14 protein-coding genes are annotated in these 16,139 nt (G+C 60.6%); 7 read left to right on the top strand and 7 right to left on the bottom strand.

Annotated elements, in window-relative coordinates:
- Positions 1 to 36: 36 nt before the first annotated feature.
- The 5 genes from AC1D13_RS08055 to AC1D13_RS08035 all read left to right on the top strand — a co-directional run bounded on the left by AC1D13_RS08055 (position 37) and on the right by AC1D13_RS08035 (position 5,022).
- On the top strand, positions 37 to 999 hold the full coding sequence (locus AC1D13_RS08055) for a LysR family transcriptional regulator (protein ID WP_477689323.1): 963 nt from the start codon (positions 37 to 39) through the stop codon (positions 997 to 999).
- 180 nt (positions 1,000 to 1,179) lie between these two features.
- Entirely contained in the window at positions 1,180 to 2,253 is a 1,074-nt protein-coding gene (locus tag AC1D13_RS08050) for an NAD(P)/FAD-dependent oxidoreductase (protein ID WP_457280226.1), read from the top strand.
- A gap of 112 nt (positions 2,254 to 2,365) precedes the next feature.
- Positions 2,366 to 3,346, top strand: a complete 981-nt coding sequence (gene gluQRS, locus AC1D13_RS08045; RefSeq protein WP_457280225.1) for a tRNA glutamyl-Q(34) synthetase GluQRS — start codon at positions 2,366 to 2,368, stop codon at positions 3,344 to 3,346.
- Positions 3,343 to 4,083: a tRNA (guanosine(46)-N7)-methyltransferase TrmB gene (gene trmB / locus AC1D13_RS08040; protein WP_477689322.1), complete on the top strand. Its 741-nt coding sequence runs from the start codon at positions 3,343 to 3,345 to the stop codon at positions 4,081 to 4,083. The genes gluQRS and trmB overlap by 4 nt, the downstream gene beginning before the upstream one ends.
- An 18-nt stretch (positions 4,084 to 4,101) precedes the next feature.
- The gene (locus AC1D13_RS08035; RefSeq protein WP_477689321.1) at positions 4,102 to 5,022 is read left to right on the top strand and encodes an RluA family pseudouridine synthase; all 921 of its coding nucleotides are present in this window, start codon (positions 4,102 to 4,104) and stop codon (positions 5,020 to 5,022) included.
- A 60-nt stretch (positions 5,023 to 5,082) separates the two neighbouring features.
- Here AC1D13_RS08035 and AC1D13_RS08030 read toward each other — a convergent pair whose 3' ends face one another.
- The 6 genes from AC1D13_RS08030 to AC1D13_RS08005 all read right to left on the bottom strand — a co-directional run bounded on the left by AC1D13_RS08030 (position 5,083) and on the right by AC1D13_RS08005 (position 11,417).
- Positions 5,083 to 5,661: a class I SAM-dependent methyltransferase gene (locus AC1D13_RS08030; protein ID WP_477665698.1), complete on the bottom strand. Its 579-nt coding sequence runs from the start codon at positions 5,659 to 5,661 to the stop codon at positions 5,083 to 5,085.
- A gap of 108 nt (positions 5,662 to 5,769) precedes the next feature.
- On the bottom strand, positions 5,770 to 6,195 hold the full coding sequence (locus AC1D13_RS08025; RefSeq protein ID WP_477665697.1) for a hypothetical protein: 426 nt from the start codon (positions 6,193 to 6,195) through the stop codon (positions 5,770 to 5,772).
- A gap of 260 nt (positions 6,196 to 6,455) precedes the next feature.
- Complete coding sequence (locus tag AC1D13_RS08020; protein WP_477665696.1) at positions 6,456 to 7,169, bottom strand: hypothetical protein; 714 nt, start codon at positions 7,167 to 7,169, stop codon at positions 6,456 to 6,458.
- A 1,575-nt stretch (positions 7,170 to 8,744) separates the two neighbouring features.
- Positions 8,745 to 9,254 (bottom strand): hypothetical protein, encoded by a 510-nt coding sequence (locus AC1D13_RS08015; RefSeq protein WP_477665695.1) that lies wholly within the window; start codon positions 9,252 to 9,254, stop codon positions 8,745 to 8,747.
- A 352-nt stretch (positions 9,255 to 9,606) separates the two neighbouring features.
- A complete protein-coding gene (locus tag AC1D13_RS08010; RefSeq protein ID WP_477689320.1) occupies positions 9,607 to 10,728 on the bottom strand; it encodes a transglutaminase-like domain-containing protein in 1,122 nt (373 codons plus the stop codon).
- 143 nt (positions 10,729 to 10,871) lie between these two features.
- On the bottom strand, positions 10,872 to 11,417 hold the full coding sequence (locus tag AC1D13_RS08005; RefSeq protein ID WP_477689319.1) for a TlpA disulfide reductase family protein: 546 nt from the start codon (positions 11,415 to 11,417) through the stop codon (positions 10,872 to 10,874).
- Positions 11,418 to 11,564: 147 nt separating this feature from the next.
- Between AC1D13_RS08005 and AC1D13_RS08000 the strand changes: the two genes are divergently transcribed.
- Both AC1D13_RS08000 and egtD read left to right on the top strand, forming a co-directional pair.
- Complete coding sequence (locus AC1D13_RS08000; RefSeq protein ID WP_457280215.1) at positions 11,565 to 12,071, top strand: GNAT family N-acetyltransferase; 507 nt, start codon at positions 11,565 to 11,567, stop codon at positions 12,069 to 12,071.
- 246 nt (positions 12,072 to 12,317) lie between these two features.
- A complete protein-coding gene (gene egtD / locus AC1D13_RS07995; RefSeq protein ID WP_457280214.1) occupies positions 12,318 to 13,346 on the top strand; it encodes an L-histidine N(alpha)-methyltransferase in 1,029 nt (342 codons plus the stop codon).
- Between the two features lie 103 nt (positions 13,347 to 13,449).
- Here the strand turns inward: egtD and alaS are convergent, their stop codons facing one another.
- Entirely contained in the window at positions 13,450 to 16,110 is a 2,661-nt protein-coding gene (gene alaS, locus AC1D13_RS07990; RefSeq protein ID WP_457280213.1) for an alanine--tRNA ligase, read from the bottom strand.
- Positions 16,111 to 16,139: the final 29 nt, after the last annotated feature.

Genomic DNA, 16,139 nt, shown 5'->3' with positions numbered 1-16,139 from the left:
TTGCTGCGTTTTGATGGCATCATTCAAATTATTTGAATGATATTTCTCCCAATGAGCAATAACCGGATTCGCGATGCCCTGACCCCCGAGAGCATCAGCCTGATTGGCGCCGTGCACCGGGCCGGCAGCATGGCAGCTGCGGCACGCGAGCTGGGCCTCGTTCCCAGTGCCCTCACCTACCGCATCCGCCAGGTGGAAGACGCCCTGGACGTGCTGCTGTTTGACCGCTCTTCGCGCCAGGCCAAGCTGACCGAGGCCGGCAAGGAACTGCTGCGTGAAGGCAACCGATTGCTGGCCGAACTCGACGCCGTGGCCAATCGCGTCAAACGCGTCGCCACCGGCTGGGAGCCGCAGCTTACGCTGGCCGTGGACAGCGTGATCTCGCGCACCACCGTGATGGAGCTGTGCGAGGCTTTTTTTGCCCTGAACCCACCCACACGCCTGCGGATCCGCGAAGAAGCGCTCTCAGGCACGCTGGAAGCGCTTACCTCAGGCCAGGCAGACCTGGCCATCGGGGTGGCCATGGAACCGTCCGTCAATACATCGGTGCAGCACAAGACGCTGGGCAGCATTCATTTCATCTACGCAGTGGCGCCCCATCACCCACTGGCAAAAGCTGCTGAACCGATAACGGATGCGATGCTGATGCCCCACCGGGCCGTGGCCGTGGCAGATTCCGTGCAGCGTGGCAGCGGCATCACTGTGGGCCTGCTCGGCGGCCAGGACATTTTTACGGTGCCCGGCATGCAGGAAAAACTGCAAGCCCAGCTGCGCGGCCTGGGCGGCGGCTTCCTGCCTGAATACCTTGCGCGTCCGCATGTCGCCACCGGCAGGCTGGTCGAGAAAAAAATGCAGCGAGCCCCGCGCCTCGTGCCCATGAGTTATGCGTGGTTGCGCGCCGTGGACGGCCATGGCGGGCGGGCACTGCAGTGGTGGCTGAAGCAACTGGAAAATTCCGCCACACGAAAAGCCCTGCTGGAGCGCGACCAGTCTGCATGAAAACCCGTAGTGGCACGCAATAACTGCGCATGCGCTGCGGCTGCGTGTAGAGTGTGTGCGTAGAACAGCTTCCTGAAGTTTTCGTTTATGGTTGAGATGTGATGACATACGCCGGGACGCCGCAAATCACTTGAACGATCCGCAGCACCCCATTCGTCAAACCGCACAAAGTACAAAGACATGACAAAAAAATCCATCCGCTCCCCTGAATCCGCGGCTCCGCGCCGCATTGCCGTCATAGGCGCAGGCATTGCGGGCATTGCCTGCGCCCGTACCCTGGTGCAGGCCGGGCACCGCGTCACCGTGTTTGAAAAAAGCCGGGGCGCCGGCGGCCGGATGGCCACACGCGAAAGCGAATTCGGCGGTTTTGACCACGGCACGCAATATTTCACCGTGCGGGACGCGCGCTTTGAAAAGGCCCTGGCCACCGCTACCGGGCTGGTCCGGCCCTGGAGCGCCAACACCGTGCGCATCCTCGATGAACTGGGCCGTGTCGTGGCCTCGGCGCTGCCGCCCAAGGAAGCCCACTGGGTCGCCTCACCCGGCATGAACGCACTGGTGCGGCTGTGGGCCCAGCCCCTCGATGCCGCCGGCCAGCTCGCGCTGGAAACCGAAGTCATGCGGATCGAACCCGACAAGCTGCACGCCAGCCAGTGGCAATTGCAAACCGAAGGGCCCGGCGCAGACAGCCGCGTGCATTCGGGCTTTGACACCGTCATTCTGGCGGTGCCGTCTTCGCAGGCGCAGGCCCTGTTGCTCAGCTCGCAACAGGCCAAGCCCCTGGTGGCCGAGTTGTCAGAGGTCAGCGTTGCGCCCTGCTGGACACTGATGCTGGCTTTTCCGCAAGCGATGCAGCCCACCATGGCGCACCTGGGGCCCCATTGGAATGCAGCGCGCAGCACGCACCACCGCATTGCCTGGCTGGCGCGGGAATCGTCCAAGCCTGGGCGCAGCCCGATCGAACGCTGGACCGTGCAGGCCAGCCCGGAATGGTCGGAACGCCACCTGGAAGACGATGCCGAGCGTGTCAAGGCCAAGCTGCTGAAGGCCTTCACAGAAGTGACCGGCATCCGCGCCCAGCCGCCGCATGCGGCGGTGCACCGCTGGCGCCACGCCCAGACGCAACAACCCCTGGGCAAAACCCACGCCTGGGACGCCAAATCGCGCATTGGCGCGTGCGGCGACTGGTGCCTCGGCCACCGCGTCGAAGATGGCTTTGTCTCGGGCCTTGAGATGGCCCTCGAAGTTTGTTAGCCCCCACGCTTGTCGCTTCGCGTACTGCGCTGCCCCCCGAGGGGGCTGGCCTTGCTTGGGGCGGCCCGGCGCGGCGGCCGCCAGGTTAGCTTTCTCATAGTTTCTTCTGCTTATGGCCTCGGGCTACAAAGGTAGGTTTGCGCCTTCTCCCACAGGCCCGCTCCACGCGGGCTCGCTGGTGGCGGCCCTGGCCAGCTGGCTGGATGCCCGGGCGCACCACGGCCGCTGGCTGGTACGCATCGAAGATGTCGATACCCCGCGCTGTGTGCCGGGCGCAGACCGCGTCATTCTTGAACAGCTCGCCTGTTGTGCCCTGGTACCCGATGAAGCACCGGTTTACCAGTCACAACGCGGCGCCCTGTACCAGAACGCCCTGGATTCACTGGTCACCCGCGGCCTGGCCTACCCCTGTGCCTGCACACGGCAGGACATTGCGCGGGCGCTGGCCGCGTCCGGGCAGCCACGCGAACGCCATGGCGAACTGGTGTACCCCGGCACCTGCCGCAACGGGCTGCATGGCCGTGCTGCACGTGCATGGCGGTTTTTGACGCCAAATTATGTGCCAAATAGCGCCCTGGCCCAATCAGGTATTGCGCGAGCAGCTATTAATTTAATAGCAACTGATGCCACGCCGCTGGCTACCGCACAAGCCGAAGTCCGCTGGGACGACCGCCGCCTGGGCACACAGATGCAAGACGTCGGCCGCGATGTCGGCGACTTTGTCCTGAAACGGGCGGACGGCCTCTGGGCCTACCAGCTGGCCGTGGTGGTGGACGATGCAGCCCAGGGCATCACCGACATCGTCCGCGGTGAAGACCTTGCCGACAATACCGCGCGGCAAATCCTGCTGCAGCGCGCACTCGGCTTGCCGCTGCCGCGCTACCTGCACACGCCGCTGGTGCTGGGCGCCAATGGCGAAAAGCTGTCCAAGCAGAACGGTGCCCAGCCGCTGGACACCTCCCAACCGCTGACGCTGCTGGCCCAGGCGGGCCAAACGCTGGGGCTGGAAGTCGAGCGAATAGCCAACGCCGCGACACCCGCCGCCTGGCTGCAACTGGCCGCGCCACTCTGGGCGACTAAAATCGGCAAGTGATTGAAACCCTTCCCCCCGTGCCGCCTGCCTCGCCCGAAGGCGCGCCCGCCGACACCCACCCGCCCCACAACATCCGCAGCTTTGTGCGCCGCACCGGCCGCACCACGGCAGGCCAGGCCAAGGCCTTTGCCGATGTGGGCCCGAAGTTTTTGCTGCCATATGCCGATGCAGCGCTGGATTTTGAAAAAGCCTTTGGGCGTAGCGCCCCCACCATCCTCGAAATAGGGTTTGGCATGGGCGAGGCCACGGCGCACATTGCCGCGCTGATGCCCGAGAAGAACTTCATTTGCTGCGAAGTGCACACGCCCGGCGTGGGCGCCCTGCTCAAGCGTATCGACGAACAGAAGCTGTCCAACATCCGCATCCTGCAGCATGACGCGGTCGAAGTGATTGACGACATGCTCCCCCGCGCCAGCCTCGACGGCGCACACATCTTTTTCCCCGACCCCTGGCACAAGAAAAAGCACAACAAGCGCCGACTGATCCAGCCGCCGCTGATCACCAAGCTGGCGGCCCGCCTCAAACCCGGCGGCTACCTGCACTGCGCCACCGACTGGCAGCCTTATGCCGAGCAAATCCTGGAAGTGCTGGGCGCCGAGCCGATGCTGAAAAACACCGCGGACAGCAGCGCCGGCGGCTATGCGCCCAAGCCAGCCTACCGCCCACTGACCAAATTTGAAAACCGCGGTATCAAGCTGGGGCACGGCGTCTGGGACGTCGTGTTTGTGCGTGCCTGATCTTGCGGCTGCGCGGGTGTGAGTAAAACACCCAAGCTCGGGCTGCATGGCTTGACCACGCGGGCAGGTATCAGCCCCAGCTGCGTCGGCCTGCCGGCCGGCAACTGGCCGAGCATCACTGATTTCCTGGTGGAACGCTTTCCGGCGATATCGCGCGAAGTATGGCTGCAACGCATGCAAGACGGACTGGTGGTCGATGAATTCGGCGAAGCCGTCACCGCCGAACGTCCCTACCGCGGCCACATTCGCGTGTACTACTACCGCGCACTGGACGAAGAGCCTCGCATCCCCTTCGAAGAAACCGTGCTGTTCCAGGATGAACACCTGGTGGTGGCCGACAAGCCGCATTTTTTGCCCGTCACGCCCTCGGGCCACTACCTGCAGGAAACGCTGCTGGTGCGCCTGAAGAACCGGCTCGGCATCGACGGCCTCGTACCCATCCACCGCATCGACCGCGAAACCGCGGGCCTGGTGCTGTTCTCAGTCAACCCGGCTGAACGCGATGCCTACCAGTCACTGTTTCGCCGGCATGAAGTCACGAAGCATTACGAAGCCGTGGCGCCATGGCGCGCCGATATTGGCTTTCCCATCACGCGCAAAAGCCGCATCGTCGAAGACGAGCCTTTTTTCCGGCAGCGTGAAATAGAGGGCCAGCCCAACAGCGAAACGCTGATCGATGTGATCGAAGTACGCGGCGACCAAGCGCTCTATGCACTCAGCCCCGTAACAGGCAAGAAGCACCAGCTGCGCGTGCACATGAATGCGCTTGGCCTGCCGCTGATGAATGACCGCATGTACCCACCAGTGGAAGTGACACCGGAAGACGATTACCGCTACCCGCTGCAGTTGCTGGCCAAATCCATCGCGTTCATAGACCCGGTAACGGGCGAGCAACGACGCTTTGAAAGCCGGCTGGCGCTGCAGGATCTGCGGCCTTGATCAGGCCTTGGAATATCTCGCCCCAGCGCCAAGCCGAAGGCGGTCCGCTGGAACGATGGGTCAGGCGCCGCGTTGGACCACGACTTCCCACAACGCTTTCTTGCGAACGTACTTGTTAGTCGTCTGGTGTTCCCTGGACAAGACCTGCCATCCGGTTGCGAACAGTTCGTCGACGCCCTGCTCATCAAAGAACCTCTTGGCCTGGCCGTCAACAAGGTAGTAGTTCGGCTCAATGGCAGGATGCCCAGTGGCTCCAAAGTTCTTGTCCTCGACCGAGTTCAGCCGGCACAAGAGCAGCCCACCCGGCTTGAGCGTCTGCCTGATCCGGCTCACAAGTCCCAGGGTTTCATGCCATGGAAAGTAGTGCAGGGTGAGGCTTGCCACAACAGCACCAGCTTCGCCAGGGAGAAGGGGAAACGGATCTCTGATGTCCTGGCATGAGATGCGTGCCTGAGGCGCCCGGAGCCTCGCAGCGGCGACAGAAGTGGCGGAAAGATCGAAGGCGAGAACGGAAAGGCCGGCACCGACCAGGGTGGATGTGTCTGCGCCTGTTCCACAACCGATCTCAAGCACCGGCAGTGAGCCAGCGGACTCCTGGAGCATCGGAAGCCATCGGCTAAGCCACGGGTCGTGGAGCATGTGTTTCTCGGCTCCTAACGTTTGAAGTAAGCAGCACGTGACGGCGCCACCGATACGGACGAAGCGGGCAAGCCTGCCCCGCCGTTGTGTGTCCGTTTGGCTGAAGGGTTAGATGACTTTGGTGGCAGCATGAATGAACACCGCGAAGAGTGCAGCCAGAATACTGACGACAAGCCACATTGGAACTTTCACGCCCTGCGGCTTGAGCAGGCCAGCCTCAGTGGCCGCAAGGAATACCTTCTCTCGACGTGAAGGTGAAGCGAGCACGACCCCGAGAGGACCACCTGCACCGACGAGTACAAACAATGCGCCGCAAATGATGCGCAACCACACCTCGAACTGGAATGTTACGGCATGAGGGCCGACGGCATACGCAATAAAGGACGGGCCCAGTTTGCGGTAGACCGTGATTTGCCCAGACGCCCAGCCGTGCCAGCCGCTCCGGGAAAGAAAAATGCCGACTGCCAATATCGCAGCAAAGGCAAGAGCGAGGCGAACAATCGTTCTCTTGCGGATAAGTGAGACTTCCGACATGTATGTGCACCTAACGTTTGACTCAAGCGGACCGCCGAAGGCGGGACCATTCGAAGGAAGGGTTAGCCGTCAACTTCACGGGAACCTCGCCAGTAGACTGGCCCTTGTCATGTGGGCAGGCATGTGAAGACTGATACATAGGTAGGCAACGACGTTGCGAGAAGGCCCAGGCACATGACGCAGGCAGCCGCGGGAACGATAGGTTAGGTTTCATGGACTGCGAAAAGCGTAAGTGACTTACATCCCACCGGTCGTGCCACCTAATGTGCCTTTTTTATTTGTTGAGCAGCGAGTTGCGCCGTCCTCTTGATTCCATCTCGATACGCCTCAACCAGCTCCGCCGCTCTACTGAGGGCATCCTCGAACGATGCGAAGGTGTAATTCGCGTTGGCGGTGATCTCGTCATCCGAATTTTTGTTGGCGTCTGCGCCATAACTGATGGACTGCGAATAGATCGAATTCTCTGTCTTTATGTCTACGAGTTCAAACGAGACATTCAACCTGGGCGCGAACGTCGTCTTTAGCCGACTGGAATAAAGTCCCATATTCGATATGGTCACCGTCAGTATGCTGTCCGCGGCGATTACGCTATTTTTGTAGTCAATCGACGTCGGGTCGTCCTTTTCATATTTGATCCCATCTCCCGGTATGGCACTTTGGTTGGCCTCCTTCAAAGCACTCAAGGTGGCAGATGCAAGTTCCTCTTGTACGTTGAAGGCCTGCTTTTCCAGCGCCGCCTTAAGTTCGTTGATTCGATTCTTTTCAACCCCCTTCTTCACGAAGAAGGCCGGGCCGGGAAAGATAATATCCAGGCCGTTTGGCGCATTTTCAATTGAAAACTTTTCTACCGGCTGAACGGAGGCTACGGCGATAACTCTTTCACCGGGAGTCAAACTCGCCTCTGCTGCAGATAATTGCAATGGAAGAATCGAGATAAAGAATAGTGCGATGGTTGTTCGAGTCAAGTGAATCATGTCGTGGGCATAGCGTTTAAAAATTTAATGAAACCTGACATTGGAGTTGGCCGGCACGCAGTGGCAATGCGCCGCCAGACGTATGCTCCTGCACACGGCTCGCTACGCATTGTCGCGGCGTGTCCGTATCGAGCGACCCGCTAGACCGCGTAACCCTGCTAAGGACGTCGCTGGACAAAGAGCCTCCATGCGGGGTATCCGGCAAGTAGCAGGCAAGTGGCGAGTATTGCGACAAAGCCATAACCCGACACGATGCCCGGCGCTAGCCACTCGACCAAGCCCACGAGGGCAAAAAACCAGACAAGCCCCATCGCGAAGAGCGCGCCAATGAAATGAATGGCCTTGGACATGGGCGGCTGTTCTTACGCGACCAGACGTTTGACATGAGCTGCAGTCACAAGCGGACCAAACCAGCTTGTGACTGCCCATTCGATGAAAGGGTTAGGCGTCATTTCTAGCGGCCAACTCGCTCGACTCTTCCTGGCGTCGTAGCAAGAAACTGATACGACGACTTCCGAAAAGGCGGCATGTTCTCCGTAGCCACAACAGTGAGAACGACTCCCTTGCCCGGCTTCGGCTTGAGCGTTACGTCGAGCAAGGTGGTTCCTTCCGCTACGGGTAACAAGGGCGTTGCGGTGGAAACAACCTCAAAGTTGCCTCCGCGCGAGGACGGCGCTGCGACCCATTCAACTCGAAGCCTTGACCAAACATGTTCCCATCCTTCCTGAACAACCACGGCACGGTACGCCCCTTCACGCGATCCGTTCTTCCAGTACCCAGCCGTTCGAACCTGGACGACGTCGGGCGGCAAAGCGGTTTCGGGTGCAGCATGCGTTGCAACGGCAGTAAGGGCTATTCCAACGAGAAGGAGTGCAGTGCGTGGGTTCATGATGCCTAACGTCGACGTTGTACGGCGGGCAATACGCCGCGCAGCGGCATTTTGCTGCTGCATGTCCGTGACGAACAACCTGTTAAAACTCGTCGCACCTGACACTGCGAGACTCCTTTTTGGGATCATGTTCTGTGACCCGTCCATACGCTTTTGCGGAATACATACGAGCATTGTCATCGACGATCTCAACGACACAACCGAAAGGTTGCCCTCTTCCAAAGACCATATGCCGCTTCAAGTCGTCCTCCGATACTGAGAAGTCAATATGAACCCTTGCTACAACAACCCACGACGGCGAAAGTTGTTGCGTTGCCAATTGCTTGCCCAATTGCTTTCTGTATCGATCCGCTACGAGTCCAACTGTATTTTCGGGGAGAGGTTGATCGCTTGGCGCCAGTAAATCAATTAGGAGCTGCGTCGCACCTGAAACATTTGCGTACCTAAGGAGCTTCCCCATGGCCCAATAGCCATCAGCATCGTTATTTCTGCTTGCAAAAGATGTCGCGAGGCCACACGCAACTCCCTTCAGAGATCTTCGCCGCACCATTGTCTTTGTAGAGTTTTAACGTTCGAGCTAACCGGCCCGCGGAGGCAGGCGGCGTAAGCCTGGTACGAGATGATGCACCATGTGCCTCGGATCAGGCTTACGCTGCCTGCCGTAGCGGGTCCGGTTGAGCGAGTGGTTAGGCCTGCCCGCGAACGCTGCTGCCATCGATACTTGGCTTTGCTTCGGCAAGAAGCGTCCCTGATGCGATCCACCGGAACGTTGCCTTGTCGACCGTGAAGGCACTGCTGTCTTGGGACACGACAAACTTGTGTGAAGTGACGTTGGCTACCTTGAGTCGGATGTGCCCCGGTCCGGACAAGCGAATCAGTTCGACCTCAGGCGGCTCTTTGAATGGATGAGGGAATGGAATCTGAAGCGAACTGAACGCATCGATCACAAACTCGTCCTGTACCTTGGTTATCGTTCCAGTTCCGGTGGGGGACTCGTAGTGCCGCATGAGTTTCGCCGCAACATTCCGCTCTATCAGGTTGCCAGGCACAAACAGGACGTAGGTGACAAAGACCGCGGTAAGCACAAACAGAAGTGCCAGAACCCAAGAACGATAGTCTGTGAAGGCCGTAATGTAGAGGCCGACCAGTGATGCCCCTCCGGCCAAGACGTTGAAAGCAGCAAGTAGTCTTCCCAATCGATCTCCCCCAAGAGTAGGTTGGCAGGCCTAACGTAATGTATGCTGCAAAACCTGCGGTATAACCTGGCGCTTGCAATCTAATCTGGACATCTAAAACCCCTGTAAGCCGCTTGCATGCTGGGCTTCAAGCCCATACACGGTAAATTTATACAGTTATAAAAATTCCGTGAAACCCCGCAAATTTCCAGCCCAGTTTCACACAGCTTTTTGCATTGAGCAAGTTGATGACGCAAGCCAAAACGATGAAGCGCCCCGCAGCAAGCCGTCTTTAAAAATTCCGGTTCCAATCGCTGTCCCGCTATTTTTCTGCATCATCAGCCTTTTTTAGGCCGCACGCCGCAGGGACGCTTTAAGCCTTGACCTCTTTTGCCGTGATTTGGTACTTGAAATCATCCGGTGCGTAAGAATCAAAACGGCCGGCTGCGTTTTCAGCCACGGGGTACATGAAGAAGCCGAGCTTCTCGCCGCTGGCTTTGGGCAGCGCGACATCATGCGCGGTGTTGTAGGCCATCCAGTTGCCTTCCCAGCCGCCAAACAACGCCTTGTTGACAGGCGCCACCACCGGGTTGGCGGTGGTCTTGATCCATTCGGCCGTTTCCAGGCGCATGACCTTGGCCACATCGGCCGGATCCATCGCCACCCAGCCGTAGCCCTTGAGGTAGACCTCCGAGCGGCAATGCTGCGCGCCCTTGAGGCTGGCGGGGTTGCCCGAGAGCTCCTTGTAGCCAAAGGCCGAAGGCACCAGGCGAATGCCGTACACGTCGCGCGCAGGCAGGCCCACCGAACGGCACAGGCCCACGAACAGCGCATTCAGGTCGGCGCACTTGCCGCCCAGGTTGCCGGTTTCCAGCATGGTCTTGATGTCGCCTTCGCCGCAGCCGCGCACCTTGGGTTCACGGTAGGTGTTGGCCACGATCCAGTCGTAAAGCTTTTGCGCCTTTTCGACATCGGTTTTCGCGCCCTGGGTGGCGGCCAGCGCTGTCTTGCGCACAATGCCGTCGGTCGGGATCAGCGCCGTGGGGCGCGTGAAGTAACGCAGCGTGTCGGCGCTTTCGGCTGGGGCTGTTTTCTGCGACCAGTCCATCGCGCGGCCTTGTGTCTGCACACGGCTGGTCAGCTCCACATAGGGCTTTGCTTCAGCGGCCGCAAATTCCACATACAGCATCTTCGCGCCGTCCTGGCCGTCCTGCATCAGCTTGGCGGTGCCGTTGCTGGAGAAACCATTTTCCAGCGAGTGCTGGTAGTCGCTGTTGACCGAGGGAATCGGCAGCCACACCTTGGTCACGCCTTGCGGTTTGAGGATGTCAACGCGCGTGGTCACATCAAAGGTGCGCCAGGCGCCGCTTTGGGGCGCGAAATTGCTGCGGCTGGGCGCGGCAGCGGGCGTCTGGGCAAAGTTGATGGTGGGCAATGCAGCGGCCACGGCGGCTGCTGCGGTGTTCTTCAGGAAAGTGCGGCGTACGGTCGACATGAAAAAGTATCTCCGGGTGGGTGTGAGTGCGACGTGCACCGGGGCAGGTGAAGATGCTCCGGGATGTCTGGCAGCCCACACCGCCCGCAAAGGCAGCGCAAGGGCTGGCCCCGGATTATCGCCGGTGCCGTGCCGAGACAGATTCAGGGCTTGAGCAAGCCGGCAATCAGCTTTTCTGCTGCCGGGCTGGTCCAGTCGACCTCGCCGGTGACGCGTTGGCGCGGCCGGCCGGTGCGGTCGATCATCAAGGTGGTCGGGAAAACCTTCACGCCCCAGCCCCGGCCGACTTTTCCATCCAGGTCCAGCAGCACCGGCAGTGTCACCCCGGTGGTTTTGGCAAACTGCAGCGCACGGGCTGCCGGCTCCTTGAAGTTGACGGCCAGCACCAGCAGTTTGTCGTCGCCGTAGAGGTCGGCAATCTGCTGCAGCGTCGGCATTTCAGCGCGGCAGGGCTCGCACCAGCTGGCCCAGAAATTCAGCAGCACGGCACGGCCGCGCAAATCGGCCGGGCGCCAGGTCTTGCCGGTTGTGTCCACCAGCGAGAACGCTGTCAATGGACCGGCCCAGGGAGCCACCTCGTAGGCCGGGCCGGTCACCCCCTGCGACATCGCTGGAAGCACGGCCGCCCCTGAGCCGGCGGTGACTGTCTGCAGCAGGAAATGGCGGCGGGAAATAAACGGGGTCGGCATGGGCCTGGTGTTGGTACGCAGGTTGAGGGGTAAATGGGGTGGACAACTTCTATCGCTGCAAGAACATGCACTGCCTGCATTTTAGGGACCGTATAGCATCCGCTGCATGCGCCAGCCGGCGCCTTCACACAAATCACAGGAACCTTCATGAACATCCATATCCGGAATGCGCAAGCCGGCGACGCCGCAGCGATTCACGCCTTCATCGTTGAACTGGCCATTTATGAAAAAGCGGAGCACGAGGTCGTTGCGAGCGTCGCCGACATCGAGCGCAGCCTCTTTGAGGCCGGAACGCCTGCGCGGGCCATCATCTGCGAGATAGACGGCCAGCCTGTGGGCTTTGCGGTGTATTTCCTCAGCTACTCCACCTGGCTGGGACGCAAAGGCATGTACCTGGAGGATTTGTACGTATCGCCCCAACACCGGGGTAGCGGCGCCGGCAAGCGGCTGTTGCGCCACCTGGCCCGGCTGGCTTTTGACAGCGGCTGCGGGCGGCTCGAATGGAGCGTGCTGGACTGGAACGAACCGGCCATCCAGTTTTACCAGTCGCTGGGCGCCAGGCCGCAAGCTGAATGGGTGCGCTACCGCATGGCCGGTGAAACCCTGCAGCACTTCGCGCGGGGGGACACAGGCCAGGTTCGGCCAACGCCCTGAGCCGCTCGCGCAATATGAGTGCGGAACCGGCTTTTTGTAAGAAATGGCAGCATTCAGCGACCAAGTGACACAGGAAGTACAGATGTCGGCGATTGACCGCGCTCAGCCCAGCGGGCGGTCCAAAAAGAACCCTATATAGGACAGCATTTGGCCGGCACCGCTTGCGCCCAAAGCGGTTCAGTCCTACAAAGGCGTTTCGCTATCTGCTTTTAAATCTGTCGATATCACTTAACTGGCTGATCCAACGTGAACCTGCCCCTCAAATTTCCCGGCTTGGCTGAGGCCCTGCCAACGGCATCGCCGCAGTTCATCAACCTCTACAGCGCGTCGCAGCCGGGCCAGACCCAAAATGTGGCACAGGAGCTGGAAGAGGGTTTGCTTGAGCCCACAGCCACCATCAGCCCCAAATTCTTTTACAACGAGCTGGGCTCGAAACTTTTCGAGGCCATTACAGGCCTTGAGGAGTACTACCCAACCCGCACCGAGGCCGCCATTTTTGCGGCGTCCTACCCGCAGATCGCCGCCACGCTGAGCGCGAGTGGCGTTCACAACGCCTGCCTGATCGACCTGGGTGCCGGCAACTGCGCCAAGGCTGCAGCGCTCATTCCGCATCTTCAGCCGCGGCAATATGTGCCGGTCGACATCTCGGTGGAATTTTTGCGCGATGCCGCCGCGCAGGTGCAAAACAGCTTCCCCGCGCTCGACATCGTCGGCCTGGGCATGGATTTTTCGTCCGGCCTGGTGTTGCCACGCGAAGTGCAAAGCCAGGAGCGGGTGTTTTTCTACCCCGGCTCCAGCCTGGGCAACTTTCATCCGGCAGAGGCCCTGCGGTTCTTGCAGCACATCGCCGACCCGGCACAAGGCAAGGCGCGCGGCCTGCTGCTGGGCATTGACCTGGTGAAGGACACCGCACGGCTGGAGGCAGCTTACGACGATGCGCTGGGCGTGACGGCTGCTTTCAACAAAAACGTGCTGCTCAACGTCAACGAGCTCCTGCAGGCGGATTTTGATGTTCGCCAGTGGCGCCACGTGGCGCTCTTCAATACCGCGGAGTCGCGCATCGAAATGCACCTGGAAGCCTTGTCGGACCTTACGGTGCGCTGGCCTGGGCATGCGCGGCGCTTTGGCGCCGGCGAACGCATCCACACCGAGTGCTCTTACAAGTACACCGTGGAAAGCATGACGGCGCTGTTGCGGCAGGCCGGATTCGGGCAGGTTCGCTACTGGTCCGACCCGCAAAGCTGGTTTGCGGTGTTCTGGGCCGCCGTTGAGTGAAAAAACAATGAAAAAAGGCCAATTTCTTGAACGAAATTGGCCTCCAGCCCTTTACTAGCTTGCGCGAGCAGCTATCAAATTAATAGCGCTTTGACGGACCGCCTCAGGCGCGCTCGGTCACCCAGGCCTGCACAGACTTCAGTGCATCACCGAGCTTGGACGCATCGGTGCCGCCGGCCATGGCCATGTCGGCCTTGCCGCCGCCCTTGCCGCCCACCTGCTGGGCCACAAAGTTCACCAGTTCACCGGCCTTGACCTTGCCCACGCTGTCGGCAGTCACGCCCGCGGCGATCTGCACCTTGTCGCCATCGACCGCCGCCAGCACGATAACAGCGGTTTTGAGTTTGTCTTTCAGCTTGTCCATGGTGTCACGCAACGTCTTGGCGTCGGCGCCTTCGAGCTTCGCGGCCAGCACCTTGAGGCCCTTGACGTCAACAGCCTGCGTGACCAGCTCGTCGCCTTGTGAAGAAGCCAGTTTGCCCTTGAGCGCGGCGATTTCTTTCTCCAGCGATTTGACCTGGTCCAGCACCTGGCTGATGCGGCCCTGCAACTCGGACGGGCTGGCCTTGAGCGAGCCGGCCGCGGCTTCCACCGTGGATTCGAGCGTCTGCAAGTAGGCCAGCGCGTTTTCGCCGGTGACGGCTTCCACGCGCCGCACACCTGCGGCCACACCGCTTTCAGCCACGATCTTGAACAGGCCAATATCACCGGTACGTTTGACGTGAACGCCACCGCAGAGCTCCTTGCTGGAGCCGATCGTCAGCACGCGCACGGTCTCACCGTACTTTTCGCCGAAGAGCATCATCGCGCCGGATTTCTGCGCATCTTCCATGGCCATCACGCTGGCATCGGTGGCCACGTTGGACAGAATTTCGGCATTCACACGCGCTTCGATCTCACGGATCTGCGCGTCGGTAACCGGCGCGTTGTGCGCAAAGTCAAAGCGTGTGCGTTCAGCGTTCACGAGTGAACCCTTTTGCTGCACGTGGTCGCCCAGCACTTCACGCAAGGCCTTGTGCATCAGGTGGGTGGCGCTGTGGTTGCGCACGGTGGCGGCGCGCAGCGCGGTGTTGACCTGCGCGGTCACGGTGTCGCCGACTTTCAGCGCGCCCTCTTCCTGAGTGCCGTGGTGGCCGAACACATCAGCCTTGATCTTGAGCGTATCGTCCACCGTGAAGGTGGAACCGGCGGCCGTGAGCCGGCCCTGGTCACCAACCTGGCCGCCGCTTTCGGCGTAGAACGGTGTCGTGCTCAGCACCACCACGCCGCTTTGGCCTGCATTGAGTGCCTGCACGGCCACACCGTCGGCATACAGCGCGACGACTTTGGCGGGCTCTTCCAGCAATTCGTAGCCGGTGAACGCATGGCCTTCGCCGCTGTACTCCAGCGCACGATCCATCTTGAATTTGCCGGCGGCGCGCGCCTGGTTCTTCTGCTTGTCCATCGCGGCCTTGAAGCCGGCTTCATCCACTTCCACACCGCGCTCACGGCACACGTCGGCCGACAAGTCCAGCGGGAAGCCGTAGGTGTCGTGCAGCTTGAAGGCCACGTCGCCCGGCAGCACCTTGGCGCCACCCGCCAGGGCGGTGTCCAGGATGGTCATGCCGATTTCCAGCGTTTCGAAGAAGCGCTCTTCTTCGGCTTTCAGCACGGACGTGATGCGGGCTTCGTCGGCCTTGAGCTTGGGATAGGCATCACCCATCAGGCGGGCCAGGTCAGCCACCAGCTTGTGGAAGAACGGTGTCTTCTTGCCCAGTTTGTAGCCGTGGCGGATCGCGCGGCGGATGATGCGGCGCTGCACATAACCCCGGCCTTCGTTGGACGGATTGACGCCGTCGCTCACCAAAAAAGCGGTGGCACGGATGTGGTCGGCAATGACAAACAGGCTCTTGTTGCCCAGGTCTTTTTCGCCAGTCTCGCGCGACGCCGCCTTGATCAGCTCGGCAAAGATGTCGATTTCATAATTGCTGTGCACGTGCTGCAAGATGGCGGCCAGGCGCTCCAGGCCCATGCCGGTGTCGACGCAAGGCGCTGGCAATTTGGTGACGCTGCCATCAGCGGCCATGTCGAACTGCATGAACACGTTGTTCCAGATTTCGATGAAGCGGTCGCCGTCTTCATCGGGGCTGCCGGGTGGGCCGCCGGGGATGTGGTCGCCGTGGTCGTAAAAGATTTCGCTGCACGGGCCGCAGGGGCCGGTGTCGGCCATCATCCAGAAGTTGTCGGACTTGTAGCGGCCGCCCTTGTTGTCGCCGATGCGGATCACGCGCTCGGGCGGCAGGCCGATTTCCTTGGTCCAGATGTCGTAGGCCTCGTCGTCCTCTTCATAGACGGTGGCCAGCAGGCGCTCGGGCGGCAGCTTGTAGACCTCGGTCAACAATTCCCAGGCCCACTTGAGCGATTCGCGCTTGAAGTAGTCGCCGAAGCTCCAGTTGCCCAGCATTTCAAAGAATGTGTGGTGGCGCGCGGTGTAGCCCACGTTCTCCAGGTCGTTGTGTTTGCCGCCGGCGCGCAGGCAGGCCTGTACCGAGGCCGCGCGCACGTAGGGGCGCTTGTCGGTGCCGAGGAAAACGTCCTTGAACTGCACCATGCCGGAGTTGGTAAACATCAGCGTCGGGTCGTTGCCCGGCACCAACGAGCTGGATGGCACCACGGTGTGGCCCTTGGACGCAAAGAAATCGAGAAATGTCTTGCGAATGTCCGAGACGGTGAATACGGGCGTTGAAGCTGACGTGGGGGCTGACATGGAAGTGGGATGGCTCATGGTCTGCAATAGTGGTTTTGGCAAGGCGG

The organism is Polaromonas sp. P1_E12, assembly GCF_056405975.1.
This window is presented reverse-complemented; position numbering and strand designations above follow the sequence as displayed.

What these genes read in the sequence shown, in the direction of transcription:
- AC1D13_RS08010 (WP_477689320.1), bottom strand. Translation starts at nt 10,728, where the DNA reads ATGTCGACCGTACGCCGCACTTTCCTGAAGAACACCGCAGCAGCCGCC.
- AC1D13_RS08005 (WP_477689319.1), bottom strand. Translation starts at nt 11,417, where the DNA reads ATGCCGACCCCGTTTATTTCCCGCCGCCATTTCCTGCTGCAGACAGTC.
- AC1D13_RS08020 (WP_477665696.1), bottom strand. Translation starts at nt 7,169, where the DNA reads ATGATTCACTTGACTCGAACAACCATCGCACTATTCTTTATCTCGATT.
- alaS (WP_457280213.1), bottom strand. Translation starts at nt 16,110, where the DNA reads ATGAGCCATCCCACTTCCATGTCAGCCCCCACGTCAGCTTCAACGCCC.
- AC1D13_RS08025 (WP_477665697.1), bottom strand. Translation starts at nt 6,195, where the DNA reads ATGTCGGAAGTCTCACTTATCCGCAAGAGAACGATTGTTCGCCTCGCT.
- AC1D13_RS08000 (WP_457280215.1), top strand. Translation starts at nt 11,565, where the DNA reads ATGAACATCCATATCCGGAATGCGCAAGCCGGCGACGCCGCAGCGATT.
- AC1D13_RS08055 (WP_477689323.1), top strand. Translation starts at nt 37, where the DNA reads ATGATATTTCTCCCAATGAGCAATAACCGGATTCGCGATGCCCTGACC.
- AC1D13_RS08030 (WP_477665698.1), bottom strand. Translation starts at nt 5,661, where the DNA reads ATGCTCCACGACCCGTGGCTTAGCCGATGGCTTCCGATGCTCCAGGAG.
- AC1D13_RS08050 (WP_457280226.1), top strand. Translation starts at nt 1,180, where the DNA reads ATGACAAAAAAATCCATCCGCTCCCCTGAATCCGCGGCTCCGCGCCGC.
- gluQRS (WP_457280225.1), top strand. Translation starts at nt 2,366, where the DNA reads ATGGCCTCGGGCTACAAAGGTAGGTTTGCGCCTTCTCCCACAGGCCCG.